Below are 18,969 nucleotides of genomic sequence, written 5' to 3' on the forward strand. Positions count from 1 at the left end.
TGAGAAAAATAAAGCCGAGTAATGACTCTAACTATTGGCTTTGATTTGGTTAATTGACATATTTGTTACAAAAATTGTTTAAATGAGCAGCTCTGGCATAATTTCTAACATTCACATGTGATTGATTTCACGGCTTTTGTTGTTCTTTCTTATTTGTTTCATAAATAAGCCTGATAGTAAGCGCAAATGGTGGGCTCTCTGCTTAGGGCTTAGTTTGTATTCAAATAAATATCAGGTACGACAATGGACACGTTAATCAAACCCTCTTTACTTGCTCTGACAATCGCTAGCGCGCTCAGTGCCAATGCTAGTGCTGAAATTATTCTTTCCCAGTATGTTGAAGGTAGTTCATATAATAAAGCGGTAGAAATCGCGAATACTGGTGATGCAGCGGTAACCTTGACCGGTTATGAATTGGCTAAATCGTCGAATGGCGATGGTAATTGGGGGAGTAAAACAGACCTAAGCCAAGTGACTTTGCAAGCGAACCAAGTATATGTTGTTGCTCATGGTGACTCGAGCGACGCGATTACAGCTATTGCCGACTTTACAGATAAAAGTGTTGCTAATTTCAACGGTGATGACCCATTAGCATTACTCAAAGATGGCGAAGTACACGACATTCTTGGTGTTATGGGGGATGTTGATTTTGGTAAAGATACCACTCTGGTTCGCAATAGTGATGCCTTAATTCCCTCTACGACTTACCAAGCTGCACAATGGACTGCATTCGCGAAAGATAATATTGATGGTCTTGGAGATTTAAATACCGTTGAACCGCCAGTTCCGTTTGTTTGTGAAGTCGATGAACAACAACCTACCTTCACAACCATTCAAGATATTCAGGGTGAAGAAGACTCCTCTCCACTCATTGATGGTTACCCGTACATTACAGAAGAAGATCACTTTGTGACTGGTGTTGTCAGTGCTGTAACCACTGGTTTAACAAAAGGTTTCTATCTGCAGGCTATCGAGAACGATAATAATGATAAGACTTCCGAAGGCTTATTTATTCATACCGATACAGCAGATACAGACTTAAAGCCGGGCGATGTTGTGTGTGTGAAAGGTAAAGTTCAAGAGTATTATAGTAGTACTCAGCTTTCCTCTGATGCAAATAGCTACATTAAGACGGGAGAGTCCGATATCCCTCTTGTTACGAAACTGAACATCAAAGAAGGAGAGACCTTGCGTGATGCGCTAGAGCGTCACGAAGGAATGCAAGTTGAATTGAGCTCAGCAAGCGATTTGTTTGTTACACGTAATTTTTCTTATGACTATGATTCAAAGCGCAACAATATGATGCTGTCATATCAAGCGCCTTTACTTAAACCAACTCAACTGCATGCGGCAGAAAGTGAAGGTGCGACTGAGCGAGCAAAAGAGAATGCAAGCAATCGCGTGTTCTTAGAATCTGATGGCAAAGCGGCTAACGGTCAGATTCCTTATTACCCAGAATTTGGCCAAGATGCTGATCAAGATGGTTCTTCTGAGCAACATATTCGCCTTGGTTCTCGTGTTGAGGGTCTACATGGTGTGGTCAGTTACAGTTACAACGAATATCGTTTGATCGCCACAAATGAGGTAAATAACACAAACTTTGTGACATCAGGTGATAATTTCGACGTAGCTCGAAAAGCAGCCCCATCGATTGCTGAGTCTGATCTACGTGTAGCGAGTTTTAATGTTCTCAATTATTTCACCTCTGTTGCTGACAGTGGTCATGATAATCCAACTGGACAAAACAGGGGTGCTACAAACCTTGATGAATTCTTAATTCAACAAGCAAAAATCGTTGCAGCGATGAGCAAAATGGATGCAGACATTATTGGTCTAATGGAAATAGAGAACAACGGTTTCGGTGACGATAGTGCTTTGAACAACCTAGTTAATGCATTGAACGCTGAGATTGATGACGTCGATGAGCATTACACTTATGTTGAGATTTCTGATCAAGATAGGTATCAAGGTGAGTACTTTGGTAGCGATGCAATCATGGTTGCTATCTTGTACCGTGCCAAGGCAGTGACGCCAAAGCAAGCGGCTAAAGTCATTGTGACTCCTGAGCAACACATTGAAGAGAATACAATAACTCGTAATGAAGGTGCTGAAAATAACCCCTCATACGATAAATATCAACGTCATAGTTTGTTGCAAACCTTTACTGTGCAGGAGACGGGTGAAGATCTTTCGATTGTAGTTAACCACTTTAAATCGAAAGGTTCTGAGTGTATTGAAGAGTGGATCGCAGGTGTTGAAGATTCAGAGCCAACTGACCTTCAAGGAAATTGTAATAACTTCCGTGTTTCGGCTGCTCATGTTGTTGGTGAAGCGTTGAAAGATATTCAAGGTGATATGTTGGTAATGGGTGATCTGAATGCTTACGGTATGGAAGATCCTTTATTAACTTTAACTGACTACTCAAAAGAGAAATACGAGCGTGATATATACACTGCGTCTTACACAACATTAAATGGTGGTGAGCTTCAGGTAGAAAAAACGCAAATCCAACAGGGTTACGGTTACCACAATTTGAATACGGTACTACACGGAGCTGATACTTTCTCATACACTTATTCTGGTGAGTTAGGTAACTTGGATCATGCATTGGCGAGCAGTAGTTTGGCTCAAAAAGTGGTTGCTATTGAAGATTGGCACATTAACTCGCTAGAAAGTAACTTGTTCGAATATAGTAGCAAGTACACTGGTGATATGCCGAAGTACAAAGATGCATTCTCAGCGTCGGACCATGATCCAGTGATCATTGCTATAGACTTCCCTAACACCGATCTTGATTTGCCTAGCTCGGGTGAGAAGTTCGCAGTTGAAGTTCGTCTGCCACCAAATGCAGCCGTGAATGATATTGTGACGGTCAGCTTAACTCTAACTGGGGCAATTCAAGCTGCCTCATCCAATTCTGAAGCTCAAGGTTACTCTGCTAGTGTGACTTTGGACCAGGCTGATATTGATGCTCGAAGTGTTAATGTTGAATTTAACGAAGAATTAGAGCAAGGGCAGTACCTACTGCAAGAAAAATTGACTGACTCTACTAGTGAAACGGTTAAGTTCAGCTCTGAGCGCGAAGTTACTGTTGAGAAGTCAGACACTACCCCCACCACTCCTACCGAACCAGAGGTTAATGTTGGTGGTTCATTTGGCTTCGGTGCTCTGATGTCACTATTTGGTTTAGCAATGTGGCGTCGTCGCAAGTAGCTCAATCACAAATAGATTGGCTTGCTATACAAGCAAGCCAATTCAGATAACTTAAGGCTATCTGTAAACAATTAAGGTCAACTTAGGTTGGCCTTAATTATTGACGAAATGCAGTTTCCACTTGCCTTTCGCCATGGGTATTGCACAATACCGCCCCTATATCTCCCAATCATTTAGTATTTAGCAAACGATTTCGACCCATGTTACTTATCATCGATAACTACGACTCTTTTACCTATAACTTGTATCAGTATTTCTGTGAGTTAGGGGTAACTGTAAAAGTTGTTCGCAACGATGAGATTGATATTGCCGGTATTGAAGCGCTGAATCCTAGCCATCTTGTTATCTCGCCAGGCCCTTGTTCGCCTGATGATGCGGGAATCTCTCTGCAAGTCATTGAACACTTCGTGGGTAAACTGCCGATCTTAGGTGTGTGTCTTGGTCATCAAGCCATTGCTCAAGTGTTTGGTGGTGAAGTAGTGCGAGCCAGACAAGTGATGCACGGTAAAACCTCTCCAATACGCCACAATGGCAAGAGCGTTTTTCAAGGGCTTAATAACCCTCTAACTGTGACTCGTTACCATTCCCTAGTGGTGAAAAATGGCACGCTTCCTGACTGCTTTGAACTGACGTCTTGGACGGAATTTGAAGATGGCAGCATGGATGAGATCATGGGTTATGAACACAAAACCTTGCCGATTGATGCGGTGCAATTTCACCCTGAGTCGATTAAAACAGAGCAAGGACACCAGCTTCTCGCTAACTTCTTAGCGCGTTGAGTGTTTAAATTCGACCGTTTCTCCGCCTAAATAAGCCAGTTAAACCTGTTAGTCCATTCGTTAAGCGTTTAAATTCGGGCGCTACGCGTCTCTTACTCCTCTGACGCTGATCACTTTTTATAACATTTCTCCCTCTTAAGGCTAAGTTTTTAGCCTATGCAAAATTATTCGCCTTATTTCGTCTCGAACCCAATATACCGCAATGCCAGTAAGGCTTTGCCGTTGCAGGTTATGCGTTTAGGTAAAAAAAGCTTCATAAAACAGATTAATTGATGCATAAATAGTCATAGGTAGTGACGTTTAGCTGGTTGTTAGGGATAGCTAAAGAATAATCTACTATTGAAAACGTTAATTAAATGTAAATATAATGCTGCAGCGGGATTATGGCGAGAGAAAATATCTTTGTCTCACTTATGAACCAGTACGCTTATTTGCGAAGCTTGCGGTATCGAAAAGGAATGTACGATGACAGTGGAAAAAAAAGTAGAACGTAGTCTGTTTAATGAGGTGATGGTGCCTTGTTATAACCCAATGGAAATGATCCCAGTAAAAGGGGAAGGCGCACGCGTTTGGGACCAACAAGGCCGAGAGTATATCGACTTTGCTGGTGGTATCGCTGTGAGCTGTTTGGGTCACTGTCACCCAGCAATGGTTAACGCGGTTACTGAGCAAGCAAACAAAATTTGGCATTTAAGTAATGTAATGACCAATGAACCTGCATTACGTCTAGCGAAGAAGCTAACAGACGTATGTTTTGCAGAAAAAGTATTCTTTGCCAACTCTGGTGCAGAAGCGAACGAAGCAGCATTGAAGCTAGCTCGTCGTTGGGCAGCGGACGTTCACGGTCCTGAGAAATCTGAAATCATTGCATTCAAACAAGGTTTCCACGGTCGTACTTTCTTTACCGTAACGGTGGGTGGTCAAGAGGCTTACTCTGATGGCTTCGGTCCTAAACCGGGCGATGTAACTCACCTGCCTTACAACGATATTGCAGCGCTAGAAGCGCACATCTCAGATCGCACATGTGCAATCATGATGGAACCTCTGCAAGGCGAGGGCGGTATCATCTCTCCAACATCTGAGTTCGTGAACACGGTTCGTGAACTGTGTGACAAACACAATGCGCTGCTTATCTTTGATGAAGTGCAAACGGGTAATGGTCGTACCGGTAACTTTTACGCTTACCAAGGCCTAGGTGTAACACCTGATATTCTAAGCACTGCGAAATCACTAGGTGGCGGTTTCCCAATCGGCGCAATGCTAACAACGTCTGAACTTGCGACGCACCTAAAAGTGGGTACGCACGGTTCTACTTACGGTGGTAACCCACTGGCGTGTGCCGTTGCTGAAGCAGTTGTTGACGTAGTAAGCCAACCTGAAACGTTGGCTGGCGTGAAAGAACGCGAAGCACTATTCCGTGATGGTTTAGCTAAGATTAACGACAAATACCAAATATTCAGTGAAGTTCGCGGTAAAGGCCTATTGCTAGGCGCTGCGCTTAATGAAGCATGGCAAGGTCGTGCTCGTGATGTATTAGTAGCAGCAGGCGAACAAGGCTTGATGGTACTGGTTGCGGGTGCAAACGTGGTTCGTTTCACGCCATCACTGGTTATCACTACACAAGAAATTGAAGAAGGTTTATCAAAACTAGACAAAGCAATCGCTACGCTAGTTTAGCCTGAGCGGCGTCATAGGAATGATCGCCATTAGAGCGATCCCATGACGTACTGCTAAAGGCCCAAGCTTCTGGTTTTGGGCCTGTTTTGCATCTGGAGGGAATATTGATGCTAGTTGTTCGCCCAATAAAATTATCTGATTACGATGCGCTGCATACCTGCGCGGTTGAATCTGGTCACGGATTCACATCTCTTCCGGTTAACGAAGAACTGTTAACTAACCGAATTACTCACTCTGAATACAGCTTTGCTAAACAAGACGTGACTGAACCCGGTGATGAAGGCTACCTAATGGTTGGCTTCGACACTGAAACGGGAGAAGTCGCAGGTACGACAGGCATCGAAGCCTCAATTGGCTGGGATGTTCCGTTTTACTCTTACCACATCAGCAAAGTGGTTCACTCATCGCAAAAGCTTGGCGTGAATAACGTCGTGAAGCTACTGACTTTCGGCAATAACTACACAGGATGCAGTGAGATCTGCACACTGTTCTTGCGCCCAGCTTTCCGTGGTGGATTGAATGGTCGTTTGATGTCGAAGTGTCGCTTCCTGATCATGTCTGAGCACCCAGAGCGTTTCTCGAAAACGATTTTTGCTGAGATGCGTGGTGTATCGGATGCGGAAGGTAACTCACCTTTCTGGCAATGGCTGCAAGAGCACTTCTTCTCAATTGATTTCACGCTTGCAGATTACCTAACCGGTATTGGTAAGAAAGGTTTCATTGCTGACCTAATGCCGAAGCTGCCTATCTACGTGAACCTACTGAGCAAAGAAGCTCAGGCGGTGATTGGAGAGGTACATGATAATACACGCCCAGCACTTAAGTTGTTGGAACGTGAAGGTTTCACTAACCGCGGTTATGTCGACATCTTTGATGCAGGCCCAACGGTTGAGTGTGATTTAAGAAACATTGAATCAGTGCGTCATGCGATTCGAGCTCAGGTGAAAATTGCAGAGCACTCCAGCTCTAAAGACTTCCTAATTGGTAATACCTCGTTTGAGAACTTCCGCGCAGTAGCCGCGAAAGGCGCGTATGACCAAGCAAGCGACACAGTGATTTTATCATCTGAAGTAGCAAGCGCTCTTGAAGTAAAAGAAGGCGAATTCGTTCGCATGTTGGCTCAATAAGAGCGGCGATTATCTGTCGAAGATTTTAAGGATAGAAGTATGACTCAGTGGATAGCAGGACAGTGGGTGGCAGGTCAAGGCGACGCCATGACATCAGTAAGCCCATACAACAATGAAGTGGTGTGGCAAGGCGATAGTGCAACACCAGCGCAGGTTGAATCTGCAGTAGCAGCGGCTCGTGATGCGTTCTTAGTTTGGAAGAAACTGAGCTTTGCAGAGCGTGAAGCGATCGTGTTGAACTTTGCTGAGAAAGTAAAAGAGAACAGCGAAGAGATAGCACAGATTATTGCAAAAGAGACGGGTAAACCGATTTGGGAAACTCGTACTGAAGCGGGCGCGATGGCGGGCAAGATCGCTATCTCTATTCGTGCATACCACGAACGTACTGGTGAAGCTTCACGTGAAGCGGCAGGTAACCAAATCGTACTGCGTCATCGTCCATTAGGCGTTATGGCGGTATTTGGTCCTTACAACTTCCCAGGTCACCTACCTAACGGTCATATTGTTCCAGCACTGCTATCGGGTAATACCGTGGTATTTAAGCCGTCAGAGCAGACACCTTGGACAGGTGAGTTTGCGATGAAGCTATGGCAAGAAGCTGGCCTTCCTGCTGGCGTGATCAACCTAGTGCAAGGCGCTAAAGAGACAGGTATCGCACTAGCCGATGCTAAAGGTCTTGATGGCGTGCTATTCACGGGTAGTGCTAATACCGGTCATATCCTTCACCGTCAATTCGCAGGTCAACCGGGCAAGATGCTGGCGCTAGAGATGGGTGGCAACAACCCTATGGTGATCAGTGACCAATTTGGTGATGCTGACGCGACGGTTTATACCATTATCCAATCGGCTTTCATCAGTGCAGGTCAACGTTGTACGTGTGCTCGTCGCTTGTATGTTCCTGTTGGCGAGAAGGGCGATCAACTGCTCGATAAGCTTGTTGCGGCTACCTTGAAGATTCGTGTTGATCAGCCATTCGCTGAGCCTGCACCCTTCATGGGCCCACAAATCTCTGAAGCGGCAGCTAAGTTCATTTTGGACGCGCAAGCTAATCTGCAATCACTAGGTGGTGTAAGCCTAGTTGAAGCAAAAGCGGGCGAAGCGGCGTTTGTTTCTCCGGGTATTATCGATGCAACCAACATTGCTGAGTTGCCAGATGAAGAGTACTTCGGCCCATTGCTGCAAGTGGTTCGCTACCAATCGCTAGAGCAAGCCGTTGAATTGGCTAATGACACGCGCTTTGGTTTGTCTGCAGGCCTAGTTTCAACCGACGATTCGGAGTGGGAATACTTCGTTGACCATATCCGTGCGGGTATTGTTAACCGTAATCGCCAGCTAACAGGCGCAAGTGGTGATGCACCATTTGGTGGCCCGGGAGCTTCAGGCAACCTACGCCCAAGTGCTTACTACGCGGCGGACTACTGTGCTTACCCAATGGCGTCAATGGAAGGTGGTGAAACTCAACTGCCAGTTACGTTTAGCCCAGGTATTGAGCTGTAGTTTTGGCTTATAACTTGATGAATCACAAGCTTATGAGCTCTAGGTTCATGAATAACAGATTCATTGATTGATTGTGTAATAAGGAAGCGGTGTTATCGCTTCCTCTTTTCACCCACGTCCGACACCTCGATTGGGCGGTAGATAATAATAGAACAAGTATGTCACAGGCTGATGGCTGCTGACTCTATGTCCAGCCTCTCCCTTTCTAATCCAAATTACTAGCTTGCTAGAACCTCTGACAAGGAGTCACCATGACGCCCGATCTACTCTTTAAATCACTATGGGACGATTACATTCACAGGCTTTGTCCATCGGCTGAGAAAGTGCATCACTTGCTGAAAGAAGACGAAGCGCTGATTAATGATCACATTGCACTGCGTACTTTCAATGTTGCACCGCTAGGTATTGAAACATTGGCTAAACCTTTCCTTGAGTTAGGTTACAAGGCGTGTGGTGATTACTTATTTGAGAGCAAGAAGCTAGTGGCTAAGCACTACGAGCACCCAGATCCAAACCAACCAAAAGTGTTCATTAGTGAGTTGAAGGTAGAAGAGTGTTCAAGTGGCTTACAACAGATCGTTGCTAAGTTGGTTGAGCAAGTGGACGCAAGTAAACTTCAAGGTCATGAATTCTTGTTTGGTGGTCGTCTTTGGGATTTGAACTTCGCAGATTTCCAAGTGCTAGCAAAAGAGAGTGAATACGCTTCTTGGCTCGCAGCTCATGGTTACGGTGCAAACCACTTTACGGTGAGTGTGAACCAGTTAAATAAGTTCGATGAAGTGCAGGCCGTGAATGACTATCTGAATGAGTCGGGATTCACTATCAATGCATCTGGCGGCGAGGTGAAAGGCTCTCCAGAGGTCTTGTTAGAGCAATCATCAACAATGGCAGATAAAGTCCCAGTTTCATTTGTTGAAGGCAATGAGATGATTCCTGGTGGCTTCTATGAGTTCGCTAAGCGTTATGCGATGGCCAATGGTGATCTTTATACCGGATTTGTCGCGGCATCAGCTGACAAAATCTTTGAAAGCACCAACGGTTAAAGAAAGATACGAGCACGGGCTTTGCCTTAGAGGTGCGGGTACGCTTCGCATCGAGAGTGTTTGCGCTTGGACGCGTTAGGTCCTCTATTCGCATCTCGCATCTCGCATCTGCTCTCTAGATCTCTAGAAAACAAAAAAGCCACCAAATTCACATTTGGTGGCTTTCAAATTTTTGGCTCAGCTAATCGAGATTAACGAGTGCCGTATACCACGATAGTCTTACCGTGTGCAGAAATTAGGTTCTGCTCTTCAAGCATCTTCAAGATACGACCTACGGTCTCACGAGAACAACCAACGATCTGGCCAATCTCTTGACGAGTGATCTTGATTTGCATGCCGTCAGGGTGAGTCATTGCATCTGGCTGTTTCGCTAGGTTTAGTAGCGTTTGAGCGATACGACCTGTTACGTCAAGGAACGCTAAGTCACCAACCTTTTGGCTAGTTACTTGTAGACGGTTTGCCATTTGCGCTGAAAGGCGCATCAGGATATCTGGGTTCACTTGGATAAGTTGACGGAATTTCTTGAAAGAAATTTCAGCTACTTCACAAGGAGATTTAGCACGAACCCACGCAGTACGCTCTTGGTCTTCTTCGAAAAGTCCAAGTTCACCGATGAAGTCGCCTTGGTTTAGGTAAGAAAGAATCATTTCCTTACCTTCTTCGTCTTTGATAAGAACAGCCACAGAACCTTTAACGATGTAGTACAAGGTTTCTGCCTTTTCACCAGCATGAATCAAAGTACTTTTTGAAGGGTACTTATGAATATGACAGTGTGAAAGGAACCACTCTAATGTTGGATCGGTTTGAGGTTTACCTAGAACCATAATATCTCACTTCCTCTGCAGGGTATGCTTGCCGCTTTCCGTATTTTAGCTAAGCCTGAATTAACTCAGTTAGGATAAGAGCACTCGTTGAGTGCTGCAAGCTATCTTGTGTTTCGTTTAAGAATAGTATCCTTTTTCAGGTACTATTTCTTGATTTTAATCGTGACCAAGCTACGATTTTTTACGCAAAATTGTGCACATGATCACGGTATGAAAAGTAATCAACCAGAATGTCGTTTTGTTAACCTATTTTTCCGGTTTCGATTAGTTGTTGTAGAATTGGCCTTACAATGAGCTCCATAGCAAAACTCATCTTGCCTCCTGGCACCACGAGCGTGTTATGACGTGACATAAATGAGCCATCAATCATAGCCAAAAGGTAAGGGAAATCGACGTTTTTGATGCCGCGCAAACGTATAACTACGAAGCTTTCATCTAAACTTGGAATCCCTTTGGCGTTCAGTGGATTCGATGTATCTACGGTAGGGACACGCTGAAAGTTGATATGAGTACGCGAAAACTGTGGGGTAATGTAGTTAAGGTAATCATCCATTGAGCGAACAATAGAGTCCATCACCGCTTCGCGAGAGTGCCCACGATCGCGTGTGTCACGAACGAATTTCTGGATCCACTCCAAGTTTACGATCGGTACCATGCCGATAAGCAGATCGACGTGTTGTGAGACGTTAATGTCGCCATCGACTACGCCACCATGAAGGCCTTCGTAGAACATCACATCCGAGTTTTCAGGGATCTCTTGCCATGGCGTAAAGGTGCCGGGCATTTGGTTGTAAGGAACGGCTTCATCGAAGGTATGTAGATAGCTACGGACTTTACCCGTGCCTTCATTTCCGTATTGACGGAAGAACTCTTCTAATGCGCCAAAATCGTTAGCTTGTGGACCAAAGTAGCTGATGTGCTTACCTTGCTCGCGCGCCTTACGGATCTCGACATCCATCTCTGGTCGAGTGAAGCGATGGAAACTATCCCCTTCAACCCAAGCTGCCTTCACGTCCATCATATTGAACATTTTACGGAAGGCTTCTGAGGTAGTGGTGGTGCCGGCTCCAGATGAACCCGTCACCGCAATAATTGGATGTTTAGCGGACATGACAACCCTTGTCTTTTGAGTAACTTACTTGTTAGCAATCGTTTACCACTATAACACGGCTCCTTTATGAGCGCAGCTTAGAAGCGTTTTGTGACTTGAATATCAACGGTTTCATGCAGCTCAGAAAACACGATGCTGACTTCCTTTGAGGCTAATTGATGTTTCACTTGGTCAATCTTGTTTTGCAGTGAAACCTCTACGTCACCGTAGTCTGTGCCTTCACGTAGCACGAATTCTTTAATGAGGTTTTCCAGCGTTTCTGGTGCGATGTCTTGCCATGGGATGATCATAAATACTTCTCTCTTTTATGTTCACGGATATGTTCATAAATAGGTTTATTGATGTGTTGATTAGTGTGTCTAGCGACGCCTATCACTCAGCTCTTAAAAGGCTCGGCCATTATGCCGAATCTTGAATACTTTCATAGTAGGCGGGTAATGCTTCTTCTAACCAAAACCTTGGTTTGAGCGTGCTACCAGTAATGAACCCCACATGGCCGCCTTTTTGAAACAGACGATAATCGATGTTGTCAGGTAGAACGAATTTTGGAATCACATCATCGGTCATGAAAGGGTCATCTTTCGCATGAATGATCTGAGTCGGTAGCTTAATCCGATTCAACTTCGGTAAGGCAGAGCATTGAGCATAGTAATCTTGTGCATTCTTGAAGCCGTGCAGAGGCGCAGTAATTCGCTCATCAAACTCATACAGCTTATCGATCTTCTTAATGCTTTCAGCAGAGATGCCAATCTTCTCTTGCAGCAGCTTATGTTTCTTCAATGCATTCGATTTCAAAGAATTGAGCAGGTACTTTTTATAGATCTTGGAGAAGCCTTGTTCAATGCGATTTGAGCAACAAGCAAGGTCAAAGGGTGCTGAAACAATCGTCGCCGCTGAGATTAACGGATCATCTGCGTAGTCGGCGAGATAATTGGCTAACATGTTACCGCCTAGCGAGATGCCAACCGCAACCTTAGGGTTATTGGGAAACCTTGAATGCAGATGCCTTAAAAAGAAGCGAGCGTCTTCGACCTCTCCAGAGTGGTAAGCACGAGCCAAGCGATTCGGTTTTCCGCTGCAACCTCTGAAGTGCATCATCACCGACAACCAACCATCCTTAGCAAACGCGTTCATCAGTCCATTGGCGTATGGGCTCTCAAAGCTGCCCTCTAATCCATGGAATAAGATGAAGATGGGCTTGTTGCTTTGTTTGTTGGAGCTTGGGTTGTTATTAGTCGAGTTTTCACTACTAGATTCGTCACCATTAGAGCCGTCACCACCGGGTGATTCGCTCCATGCAAGGTCGAGAAAGTCACCATCGGGTGTTTCTAAGGTTTGCCATTGCGGAGCAAACAACGCCTGCTTTCTAATAAATCGTGGTACTAAGGTCTGTAGGTGAGGATTTGATAAACCAGCAGCAGCGGTAAATATTGTCATAAAACAGTCCATGCTTATTTATGGGCTTTGAAAAGTGTTGAGCTTTTAATGAAACGCCCACGTTTTTATTTGAGCTTGGTTGATTCTCGGTATAAGCGCAAGGGTTTCACAGAGACGGGCTATAAAAATACGCCATGAGTAACTGATTGAATAATATTGAGGTTAAGCTTGGATCTTGATGGAATAAAAGTGAAAGGTAACGAGTTAAGGCTGAGGGGCTGGTTCAGAAAAAGCATCATAGAGGTTTTCTGCGCCGAGTAGCCGACAATACTCAAATGCGAGTGGTGATTGTTGATTGTCAGAGAGATGCAGAGAGTTGATGCAGTCAACGAGATCAGATTGCTGTTGCTTCTCTAGCTGTAGCTCAAACTGGAGTGCTTCGCGGTAGAGAGAATCGACAACTTGAGGTTTGAGGTGCTTACGCAGCTCTCGATAGCTGTGAAGAAGAGTTTCAGAGCGGCTCAAGCACTGTTGAACTTTGTGCCACTCTTCTTCAGCAAAAGACAATTGCTGCTCATCAAGCCATTTGAGAAGCAGCAGTAGATTGACGTTGCCGTGGAACTGGTTTTGCAAAGCTAAGCACGCATCCTTTACACCGCGCACACTGTAATACTGAAGGCTAAATTGCCATAATCGTTCCAGTGTTAGTGATATCGGGGCGTGCTCTGGGCTCATAAGCTATCCATTTCCTGTTCCATTTGCTCAAGCTCTTCTTGAGTGGACATCCAATCCATTTCAACTTCTTCTAGCTGTGATTTACTGCTCGCTTGCAGAGCGAGTACTTTATTCAGTTTAGCCTTATTTTCAGCTTCATAAAGTGAAGTATCAGATAATTGCTGCTCAGCCTCTTCGAGATCAAGCGTCAACTTATCCATTTTCTTTTCAAACTGAGTCAATTGTTTGCGAATCGGTGCGGTCAGTTTTCTGAACTCGGCTTCTTTACGTTTTTGTTCTTTCTTCGATGCCGCACTGTTTGCACTGTCTTTAGCCGGAGCTAACGCTTGCGCTTCTTTACGTTCAATTTTTTGTTGTTCAGTCAGCCATTTATAGTAATCGTCAAGGTCACCATCAAACGGTGCAACCTGACGGTCATGTACTAGGTACAAGTCATCGGTGGTTGCTCGCAGTAAGTAACGGTCGTGCGATACGATAACCATCGCACCTTCAAACGTTTGCAGTGCGAAGGTCAGCGCCTGACGCATGTCGAGATCCAAGTGGTTGGTTGGTTCATCGAGTAATAATAGATTTGGCTTTTGCCATACCAGCAGAGCCAGTACCAATCGTGCTTTTTCACCACCGGAAAACGGAGCCACTTTATCGAGTGCTTTTTCACCTTGGAAGCCAAAGCTGCCTAGGTAATCTCGCAATTGTTGCTCAGTGTGTTTAGGCGCAATCTGCATCATGTGTTGCAGTGGCGTTTCTTCTGGATGCAGTGTCTCTAATTGATGCTGAGCGAAGTAACCCATCTTAACGCCTTGTGAATAGCTCAGCTCACCACCTTGCTGTTTCAGTTCGCCTGAAAGCAGTTTGATCAGGGTCGATTTACCCGCACCATTGCGACCCAGTAGACCGATACGGCTACCCGGAACAAGGTTAAGGCGAATCTTTTCTAGAATCAGGTTGTCGTCGTAACCTGCTGATACCTCATCCATCATCATGATTGGGTTAGGCAGCGCGTCTGGCTCTCTAAATTCAAAGCTGAATGGGTTATCAAATTGAGCGGGTAGCACTTGTTCCATCTTTTCAAGCGCTTTAATACGGCTTTGAGCTTGGCGAGCCTTTGAAGCTTTGTAGCGGAAACGGTCAATGTAGCTCTGCATGTGAGACATTTGTTTCTGCTGCTTTTGGAACATCGCTTGTTGCAGAATAAGTTTTTGAGCACGTTGAGTCTCAAACGACGAGTAGTTACCGGTGTATTCGTTCAGCTGTTGGTTTTCAACATGCACGATGCGGTTGACGATAGGGTCTAAGAAGTCTCTATCGTGCGAGATAAGAACCAGTGTGCCTGGGTAGTTTTGTAGCCAGCGCTCTAACCACATCACAGCATCTAAGTCTAAGTGGTTGGTTGGTTCATCGAGCAGCAGTAAGTCACTGCGACATAGAAGGGCTTGCGCTAAGTTCAAACGCATACGCCAACCACCCGAAAATTGGGTTAGGTTCCATGTCATTTGCTCTTGGCGAAAACCAAGGCCATCCAGTAATTCAGCTGCTCGTGAATTGATGGTGTAACCACCAATGGTTTCAATCTTGCCGTGTATCTCTGCTACCAGTGTGCCGTTGTCGGCCTGCTCTGCTTTCGCCAGTTGCTCTTCAAGGCCACGATATTCTCTGTCACCATCAATCACATATTCAATGGCTTTTCTTTCTAATGCTGGGGTTTCTTGTGCAACCCAAGCCATTTCCCAGTGAGCGGGTTTACTGAATGAACCGGCATCAATCGATAGCTCGTCTTTAATTAAGGCGAACAGCGTAGATTTACCACAGCCATTTTTACCGACTAAACCGACTTTGTCGCCAGGATGAAGGGTTGCAGATGCTTGGTCGAGAAGTGGCTTACCGCCGCGTAGCAATTGAATATCAGAGAAAGTAATCATATAGAGGTAGCATAGAAATTAGAGGTGAACAGACGCCTGCATAGTAGGCTGAATCCAGATAAAAGTCGATCACAATGCAATTTGCGTTATGATGCCAATAACATATTAATAACTTTTGCTTAAATTCTTGTGGCCTTGCCACCGTTTAGCTCTAAAAGGAATGTTTCAAAGGAATGAGTAATACTCCCTCGACACAAAAAGCTGTGCCAAAGGTGCTAGTGATCTACGCACACCCTGAGCCACAAACCTCTATTGCCAATCAAATGATGGTTAAAAAGATAGAGTCGCTTGGGCATGTCAAAATCCACGATCTCTACGCGACGTATCCTGATTTCTTTATTGATGTGCCTTATGAGCATGAACTACTGCTTCAGTATGATGTGATTGTCTTCCAACACCCTTTGTTTATGTATTCATGCCCATCACTACTGAAAGAGTGGTTTGACCGAGTATTAGGCAAAGGTTTTGCGTTTGGTGAGCAGAGTGCCCTTAAGGGAAAACACTGGCGCAGTGTGATCACGACTGGTGGTAAAGAAGAGGCGTTTGGAGAGGCAGGCTATAATAAGTATCCATTACAAGAGATTTTGCAGCCATTCGAGTTAACCGCCGCTTTGTGTCAGATGCATTGGATGTCACCTTTGGTTTTACACTGGGCAAGAAACGTCTCGGATATGACGCGTTACCAACACGCGGAAGCGTATCGAAACTGGTTGCGAGACCCGCTACAAGATATAGGAGCGAATGATGGCTCTGACTAACGATTTTCTACAAAGTAGCGTTATTTTTTTAGCGGCTGCTGTGGTCGCGGTTCCTATCGCGCAGCGAGCTGGCCTAGGTTCAGTACTCGGCTATCTATTAGCTGGCGTGGCGATTGGCCCTTGGGGGCTTGGTTTAATCAGTGATGTCGAAGCGATTCTGCATTTCTCCGAGTTCGGGGTGGTACTGCTGCTCTTTCTGATTGGTTTAGAGCTTAACCCTAAAAAATTGTGGCAGATGCGGGCGCCTATTCTCGGATTAGGTGGCGCGCAAGTGTTGATCACCACTCTGATTATTACCGCCATCGCCTGTCTGTTCGGATTAACTTGGCAAACCAGCCTAGTAATAGGTATGGGTTTAGCGCTGTCTTCTACAGCTATCGCCTTGCGCGTTATTGAAGAGCGAGAACTCGGTGGCAAAGAAGCGGGACAGTCAGGCTTTGCCGTCTTACTTTTTCAGGATATTGCCGTAATCCCTATGTTGGCGATGCTGCCTTTGCTCGCGGGTAATACCGGTGGCAGTTGGGCGGACATGCTTTGGATGCTGGGCGGTGTGATTGGCTTGCTTGTCGGTGGTCACTTCTTGTTGAGACCACTATTTCGATATGTAGTCATGAGCGGTGTTCGTGAGTTGTTCACGGTTGCAGCGCTGTTATTGGTGATTGGTATTGCCGTCATCATGCAGCAGATTGGTTTATCGATGGCACTCGGTACTTTCTTGGCGGGCGTCCTTCTGGCTGAAAGTGAATATCGACACGAGCTTGAAATCGCGATTGACCCATTCAAAGGGTTACTGCTTGGTCTGTTCTTTATCTCTGTGGGTATGGCGGTAAACCTAGGTTTATTGGCAGAAAGCCCATTCGCAATACTTATCGCGGTGTCGTCTCTGGTCGTGTTGAAGGGCTTGGTGTTGTATGCGCTGGCTCGTATCTTTGGTACTCAAGCTAAAGCGCGCAGCCGAATGGCGATGATTCTCAGCCAAGGTGGTGAGTTTGCCTTCGTTATTTTTACCGCTGCGAGTGCACAAGGCATCTTAAGCGGCGACCAAGTGTCGTTCTTACTGGTTGTTGTGAGCCTTTCTATGGTAACCACGCCATTGATGCTTAAGCTGCAAGATCGCTTTTTTGCCCGTCAACTCAATCAAATCAGCGAAAGCGCGATGTCTTCGGATGTGGTTGATCGTAGCCCTCGAGTGATTATTGCGGGCTTTGGTCGTTTCGGTCAGATCATTGGTCGTCTGATGTATGCCAATAAGATTCGTATCACCGTTCTTGAAAGTGATGCCAGCCAAATTCACATCCTTAGAAAGTTCGGCTACAAGGTGTTCTACGGTGACTCTACTCACCTTGAATTATTACGAGCTGCGGGAGCTGATAAGGCAGAGGCCATTGTGTTGTGTACCGACTCTCCTGATGAAATCATGAAGACCGTGGATTTATGTAAGCAGCATTTCCCACAATTGAAAATTTTAGCGCGTGCTCGAAGCCGTGTTGAAGCGTATCAATTACTTAACCATGGTGTGAGTAACTACTCGCGTGAAACCTTCCTTGGGGCATTAGATTTGGGTCGTCAAACATTGACCGAACTTGGCATGCATCCATATAAAGCGAAGCGAGCAGAAGCACACTTTAGGAAATTGGATAATGGTATGCTGAAAGAGTTACTTCCTCAGCATAATGAAGATGCCGAGTTAGCCCAGCGAGCGAAAGAGGCTCGTAAAGAGCTCGAAGAGATTTTTGGACACGAGATGGAAAACGATCACCAATCTCGAAATTACTGGCAATAGTCTGGAGTGAATAGCTCTTCAGAACTTAAAATCCAGATATTATAGTCAACAACAATACACCCTAATAATAAACGCGGTCTCTACAGAGCCTTTAACTCAGAGATGAATAGAAGAACTGCGAATCCAGAGTAGTAAAGGATATGAACGTGAAACAGAAAAAACGCTTTATCGCTGGGGCGAGCTGCCCAAGCTGCAGTACTGAAGACACACTCCGTTGGTGGGTTGAAAATAATATCGAGCTGGTGGAATGCGTCGATTGTGACTTCACTGAGCAGCGTAAACCGAAAACTGTAGAGAAATCTGAACACGCGAATCAAGAAATGATCGGTATTTTTAAGCCAGAATGATTGAGTTTCGTTAATTGATCCCCATAATATCCCGGTACAGAATTTTTCCTAAGCTCAACTGTTCGAGCTTAGTCCAAACCTCCTTGGAGCTCTCATGAAAATTGAAAAGAACGTAGTAGTTAGTGTTGCATATCAAGTGAAACTTGAAGATGGCGTAGTAGTTGACCAATCAACTGCAGAAGCTCCACTAGATTACCTTCACGGTCACAACAACCTAATTACAGGTCTTGAAAAAGAGCTTGAAGGCAAAGTAGCTGGCGACAAGTTCTCAGCAACGGTTACTCCAGAAGACGCTTACGGCGAGCACAACGATGACCTAGTTCAACGTGTTCCTGCTGACGTTTTCCAAGGTGTTGAGCAAATCGAAGTTGGCATGCGTTTCCTAGCGGATACTGACCAAGGTCCAATCCCAGTTGAAGTGACTGAAGTAGACGGCGACGAAGTTGTTGTTGATGGTAACCACATGCTTGCTGGCCAAACTCTAACGTTTGACGTTGAAGTTGTAGCAGTTCGTGAAGCGACTGAAGAAGAAGTTCAACACGGTCACGTGCACCAAGAAGGCGGCTGTGGCGGCCACGGTCACGACCATGATCACGACCACGAAGGCGGTTGTTGTGGTGGCGAAGGCCATGACCACGGTGAAGAGAAAAAAGACGGCTGCTGCGGCGGCGGTAGCTGTGGTTCTCACTAATACCGAATTAGCGGTTTAGTTTAAGAATACTGAAAGCCTCCCTTGCGGAGGCTTTTTTCGTTTAGGAGCGGAGCTTTCTGAGCGGGCT

The 18,969-nt window shown here is 45.4% G+C and carries 16 protein-coding genes; 10 read left to right on the forward strand and 6 right to left on the reverse strand.

All coding sequences use genetic code 11. From position 1 onward, the window contains the following. Window positions 1–243: 243 nt before the first annotated feature. The 6 genes from ED652_RS13435 to ED652_RS13460 all read left to right on the forward strand — a co-directional run bounded on the left by ED652_RS13435 (window position 244) and on the right by ED652_RS13460 (window position 9,336). Window positions 244–3,213: an ExeM/NucH family extracellular endonuclease gene (locus ED652_RS13435; RefSeq protein ID WP_122055147.1), complete on the forward strand. Its 2,970-nt coding sequence runs from the start codon at window positions 244–246 to the stop codon at window positions 3,211–3,213. A gap of 200 nt (window positions 3,214–3,413) precedes the next feature. Then, on the forward strand, window positions 3,414–3,992 hold the full coding sequence (locus tag ED652_RS13440; RefSeq protein WP_122055149.1) for an aminodeoxychorismate/anthranilate synthase component II: 579 nt from the start codon (window positions 3,414–3,416) through the stop codon (window positions 3,990–3,992). Between the two features lie 465 nt (window positions 3,993–4,457). Then, window positions 4,458–5,669: an aspartate aminotransferase family protein gene (locus ED652_RS13445; protein ID WP_012604934.1), complete on the forward strand. Its 1,212-nt coding sequence runs from the start codon at window positions 4,458–4,460 to the stop codon at window positions 5,667–5,669. A gap of 107 nt (window positions 5,670–5,776) precedes the next feature. Next, entirely contained in the window at window positions 5,777–6,796 is a 1,020-nt protein-coding gene (gene astA / locus ED652_RS13450; RefSeq protein ID WP_029223029.1) for an arginine N-succinyltransferase, read from the forward strand. 39 nt (window positions 6,797–6,835) lie between these two features. After that, window positions 6,836–8,293 carry a succinylglutamate-semialdehyde dehydrogenase gene (astD, locus tag ED652_RS13455; RefSeq protein WP_122055150.1) on the forward strand — a complete coding sequence of 486 codons (1,458 nt, stop codon included), beginning with the start codon at window positions 6,836–6,838 and terminating at the stop codon, window positions 8,291–8,293. A 251-nt stretch (window positions 8,294–8,544) separates the two neighbouring features. Then, entirely contained in the window at window positions 8,545–9,336 is a 792-nt protein-coding gene (locus tag ED652_RS13460) for a DUF1338 domain-containing protein (RefSeq protein ID WP_122055152.1), read from the forward strand. 191 nt (window positions 9,337–9,527) lie between these two features. On the opposite strand, the gene crp is transcribed toward ED652_RS13460, so the two are convergent. The 6 genes from crp to ED652_RS13490 all read right to left on the reverse strand — a co-directional run bounded on the left by crp (window position 9,528) and on the right by ED652_RS13490 (window position 15,302). Further along, window positions 9,528–10,160: a cAMP-activated global transcriptional regulator CRP gene (gene crp / locus ED652_RS13465; RefSeq protein ID WP_004729651.1), complete on the reverse strand. Its 633-nt coding sequence runs from the start codon at window positions 10,158–10,160 to the stop codon at window positions 9,528–9,530. 241 nt (window positions 10,161–10,401) lie between these two features. Continuing rightward, window positions 10,402–11,271, reverse strand: coding sequence for a phosphoribulokinase (locus ED652_RS13470; RefSeq protein WP_004729650.1), 870 nt, complete (start codon window positions 11,269–11,271; stop codon window positions 10,402–10,404). 77 nt (window positions 11,272–11,348) lie between these two features. Further along, the gene (locus ED652_RS13475) at window positions 11,349–11,561 is read right to left on the reverse strand and encodes a YheU family protein (protein ID WP_004729649.1); all 213 of its coding nucleotides are present in this window, start codon (window positions 11,559–11,561) and stop codon (window positions 11,349–11,351) included. A 109-nt stretch (window positions 11,562–11,670) separates the two neighbouring features. Beyond that, window positions 11,671–12,708 (reverse strand): hydrolase, encoded by a 1,038-nt coding sequence (locus ED652_RS13480; protein WP_122055154.1) that lies wholly within the window; start codon window positions 12,706–12,708, stop codon window positions 11,671–11,673. 204 nt (window positions 12,709–12,912) lie between these two features. Beyond that, entirely contained in the window at window positions 12,913–13,383 is a 471-nt protein-coding gene (locus tag ED652_RS13485) for a TIGR02444 family protein (RefSeq protein ID WP_017108556.1), read from the reverse strand. Continuing rightward, window positions 13,380–15,302, reverse strand: a complete 1,923-nt coding sequence (locus ED652_RS13490) for an ABC transporter ATP-binding protein (RefSeq protein ID WP_017108555.1) — start codon at window positions 15,300–15,302, stop codon at window positions 13,380–13,382. The genes ED652_RS13485 and ED652_RS13490 overlap by 4 nt, the downstream gene beginning before the upstream one ends. A gap of 173 nt (window positions 15,303–15,475) precedes the next feature. Between ED652_RS13490 and kefG the strand changes: the two genes are divergently transcribed. The 4 genes from kefG (at window position 15,476) to slyD (ending at window position 18,881) form a co-directional block, all read left to right on the forward strand. After that, window positions 15,476–16,060, forward strand: a complete 585-nt coding sequence (kefG, locus tag ED652_RS13495) for a glutathione-regulated potassium-efflux system ancillary protein KefG (protein ID WP_017104663.1) — start codon at window positions 15,476–15,478, stop codon at window positions 16,058–16,060. Beyond that, window positions 16,047–17,843 (forward strand): glutathione-regulated potassium-efflux system protein KefB, encoded by a 1,797-nt coding sequence (gene kefB / locus ED652_RS13500; RefSeq protein ID WP_065104116.1) that lies wholly within the window; start codon window positions 16,047–16,049, stop codon window positions 17,841–17,843. The genes kefG and kefB overlap by 14 nt, the downstream gene beginning before the upstream one ends. 146 nt (window positions 17,844–17,989) lie before the next feature. Continuing rightward, window positions 17,990–18,190 (forward strand): YheV family putative zinc ribbon protein, encoded by a 201-nt coding sequence (locus ED652_RS13505; protein WP_122055163.1) that lies wholly within the window; start codon window positions 17,990–17,992, stop codon window positions 18,188–18,190. 94 nt (window positions 18,191–18,284) lie between these two features. Then, the gene (slyD, locus tag ED652_RS13510) at window positions 18,285–18,881 is read left to right on the forward strand and encodes a peptidylprolyl isomerase (protein WP_122055155.1); all 597 of its coding nucleotides are present in this window, start codon (window positions 18,285–18,287) and stop codon (window positions 18,879–18,881) included. Window positions 18,882–18,969 lie beyond the last annotated feature (88 nt).

This window comes from Vibrio sp. Evd11, assembly GCF_900382755.1.
GTDB classification, from domain to species: Bacteria; Pseudomonadota; Gammaproteobacteria; order Enterobacterales; family Vibrionaceae; genus Vibrio; species Vibrio lentus.

Excerpts from the sequence above, each read along its gene's own strand:
- ED652_RS13435 (WP_122055147.1), top strand. The coding sequence starts at position 244 with ATGGACACGTTAATCAAACCCTCTTTACTTGCTCTGACAATCGCTAGC.
- ED652_RS13440 (WP_122055149.1), top strand. The coding sequence starts at position 3,414 with ATGTTACTTATCATCGATAACTACGACTCTTTTACCTATAACTTGTAT.
- ED652_RS13445 (WP_012604934.1), top strand. The coding sequence starts at position 4,458 with ATGACAGTGGAAAAAAAAGTAGAACGTAGTCTGTTTAATGAGGTGATG.
- astA (WP_029223029.1), top strand. The coding sequence starts at position 5,777 with ATGCTAGTTGTTCGCCCAATAAAATTATCTGATTACGATGCGCTGCAT.
- astD (WP_122055150.1), top strand. The coding sequence starts at position 6,836 with ATGACTCAGTGGATAGCAGGACAGTGGGTGGCAGGTCAAGGCGACGCC.
- ED652_RS13460 (WP_122055152.1), top strand. The coding sequence starts at position 8,545 with ATGACGCCCGATCTACTCTTTAAATCACTATGGGACGATTACATTCAC.
- crp (WP_004729651.1), bottom strand. The coding sequence starts at position 10,160 with ATGGTTCTAGGTAAACCTCAAACCGATCCAACATTAGAGTGGTTCCTT.
- ED652_RS13470 (WP_004729650.1), bottom strand. The coding sequence starts at position 11,271 with ATGTCCGCTAAACATCCAATTATTGCGGTGACGGGTTCATCTGGAGCC.
- ED652_RS13475 (WP_004729649.1), bottom strand. The coding sequence starts at position 11,561 with ATGATCATCCCATGGCAAGACATCGCACCAGAAACGCTGGAAAACCTC.
- ED652_RS13480 (WP_122055154.1), bottom strand. The coding sequence starts at position 12,708 with ATGACAATATTTACCGCTGCTGCTGGTTTATCAAATCCTCACCTACAG.
- ED652_RS13485 (WP_017108556.1), bottom strand. The coding sequence starts at position 13,383 with ATGAGCCCAGAGCACGCCCCGATATCACTAACACTGGAACGATTATGG.
- ED652_RS13490 (WP_017108555.1), bottom strand. The coding sequence starts at position 15,302 with ATGATTACTTTCTCTGATATTCAATTGCTACGCGGCGGTAAGCCACTT.
- kefG (WP_017104663.1), top strand. The coding sequence starts at position 15,476 with ATGAGTAATACTCCCTCGACACAAAAAGCTGTGCCAAAGGTGCTAGTG.
- kefB (WP_065104116.1), top strand. The coding sequence starts at position 16,047 with ATGGCTCTGACTAACGATTTTCTACAAAGTAGCGTTATTTTTTTAGCG.
- slyD (WP_122055155.1), top strand. The coding sequence starts at position 18,285 with ATGAAAATTGAAAAGAACGTAGTAGTTAGTGTTGCATATCAAGTGAAA.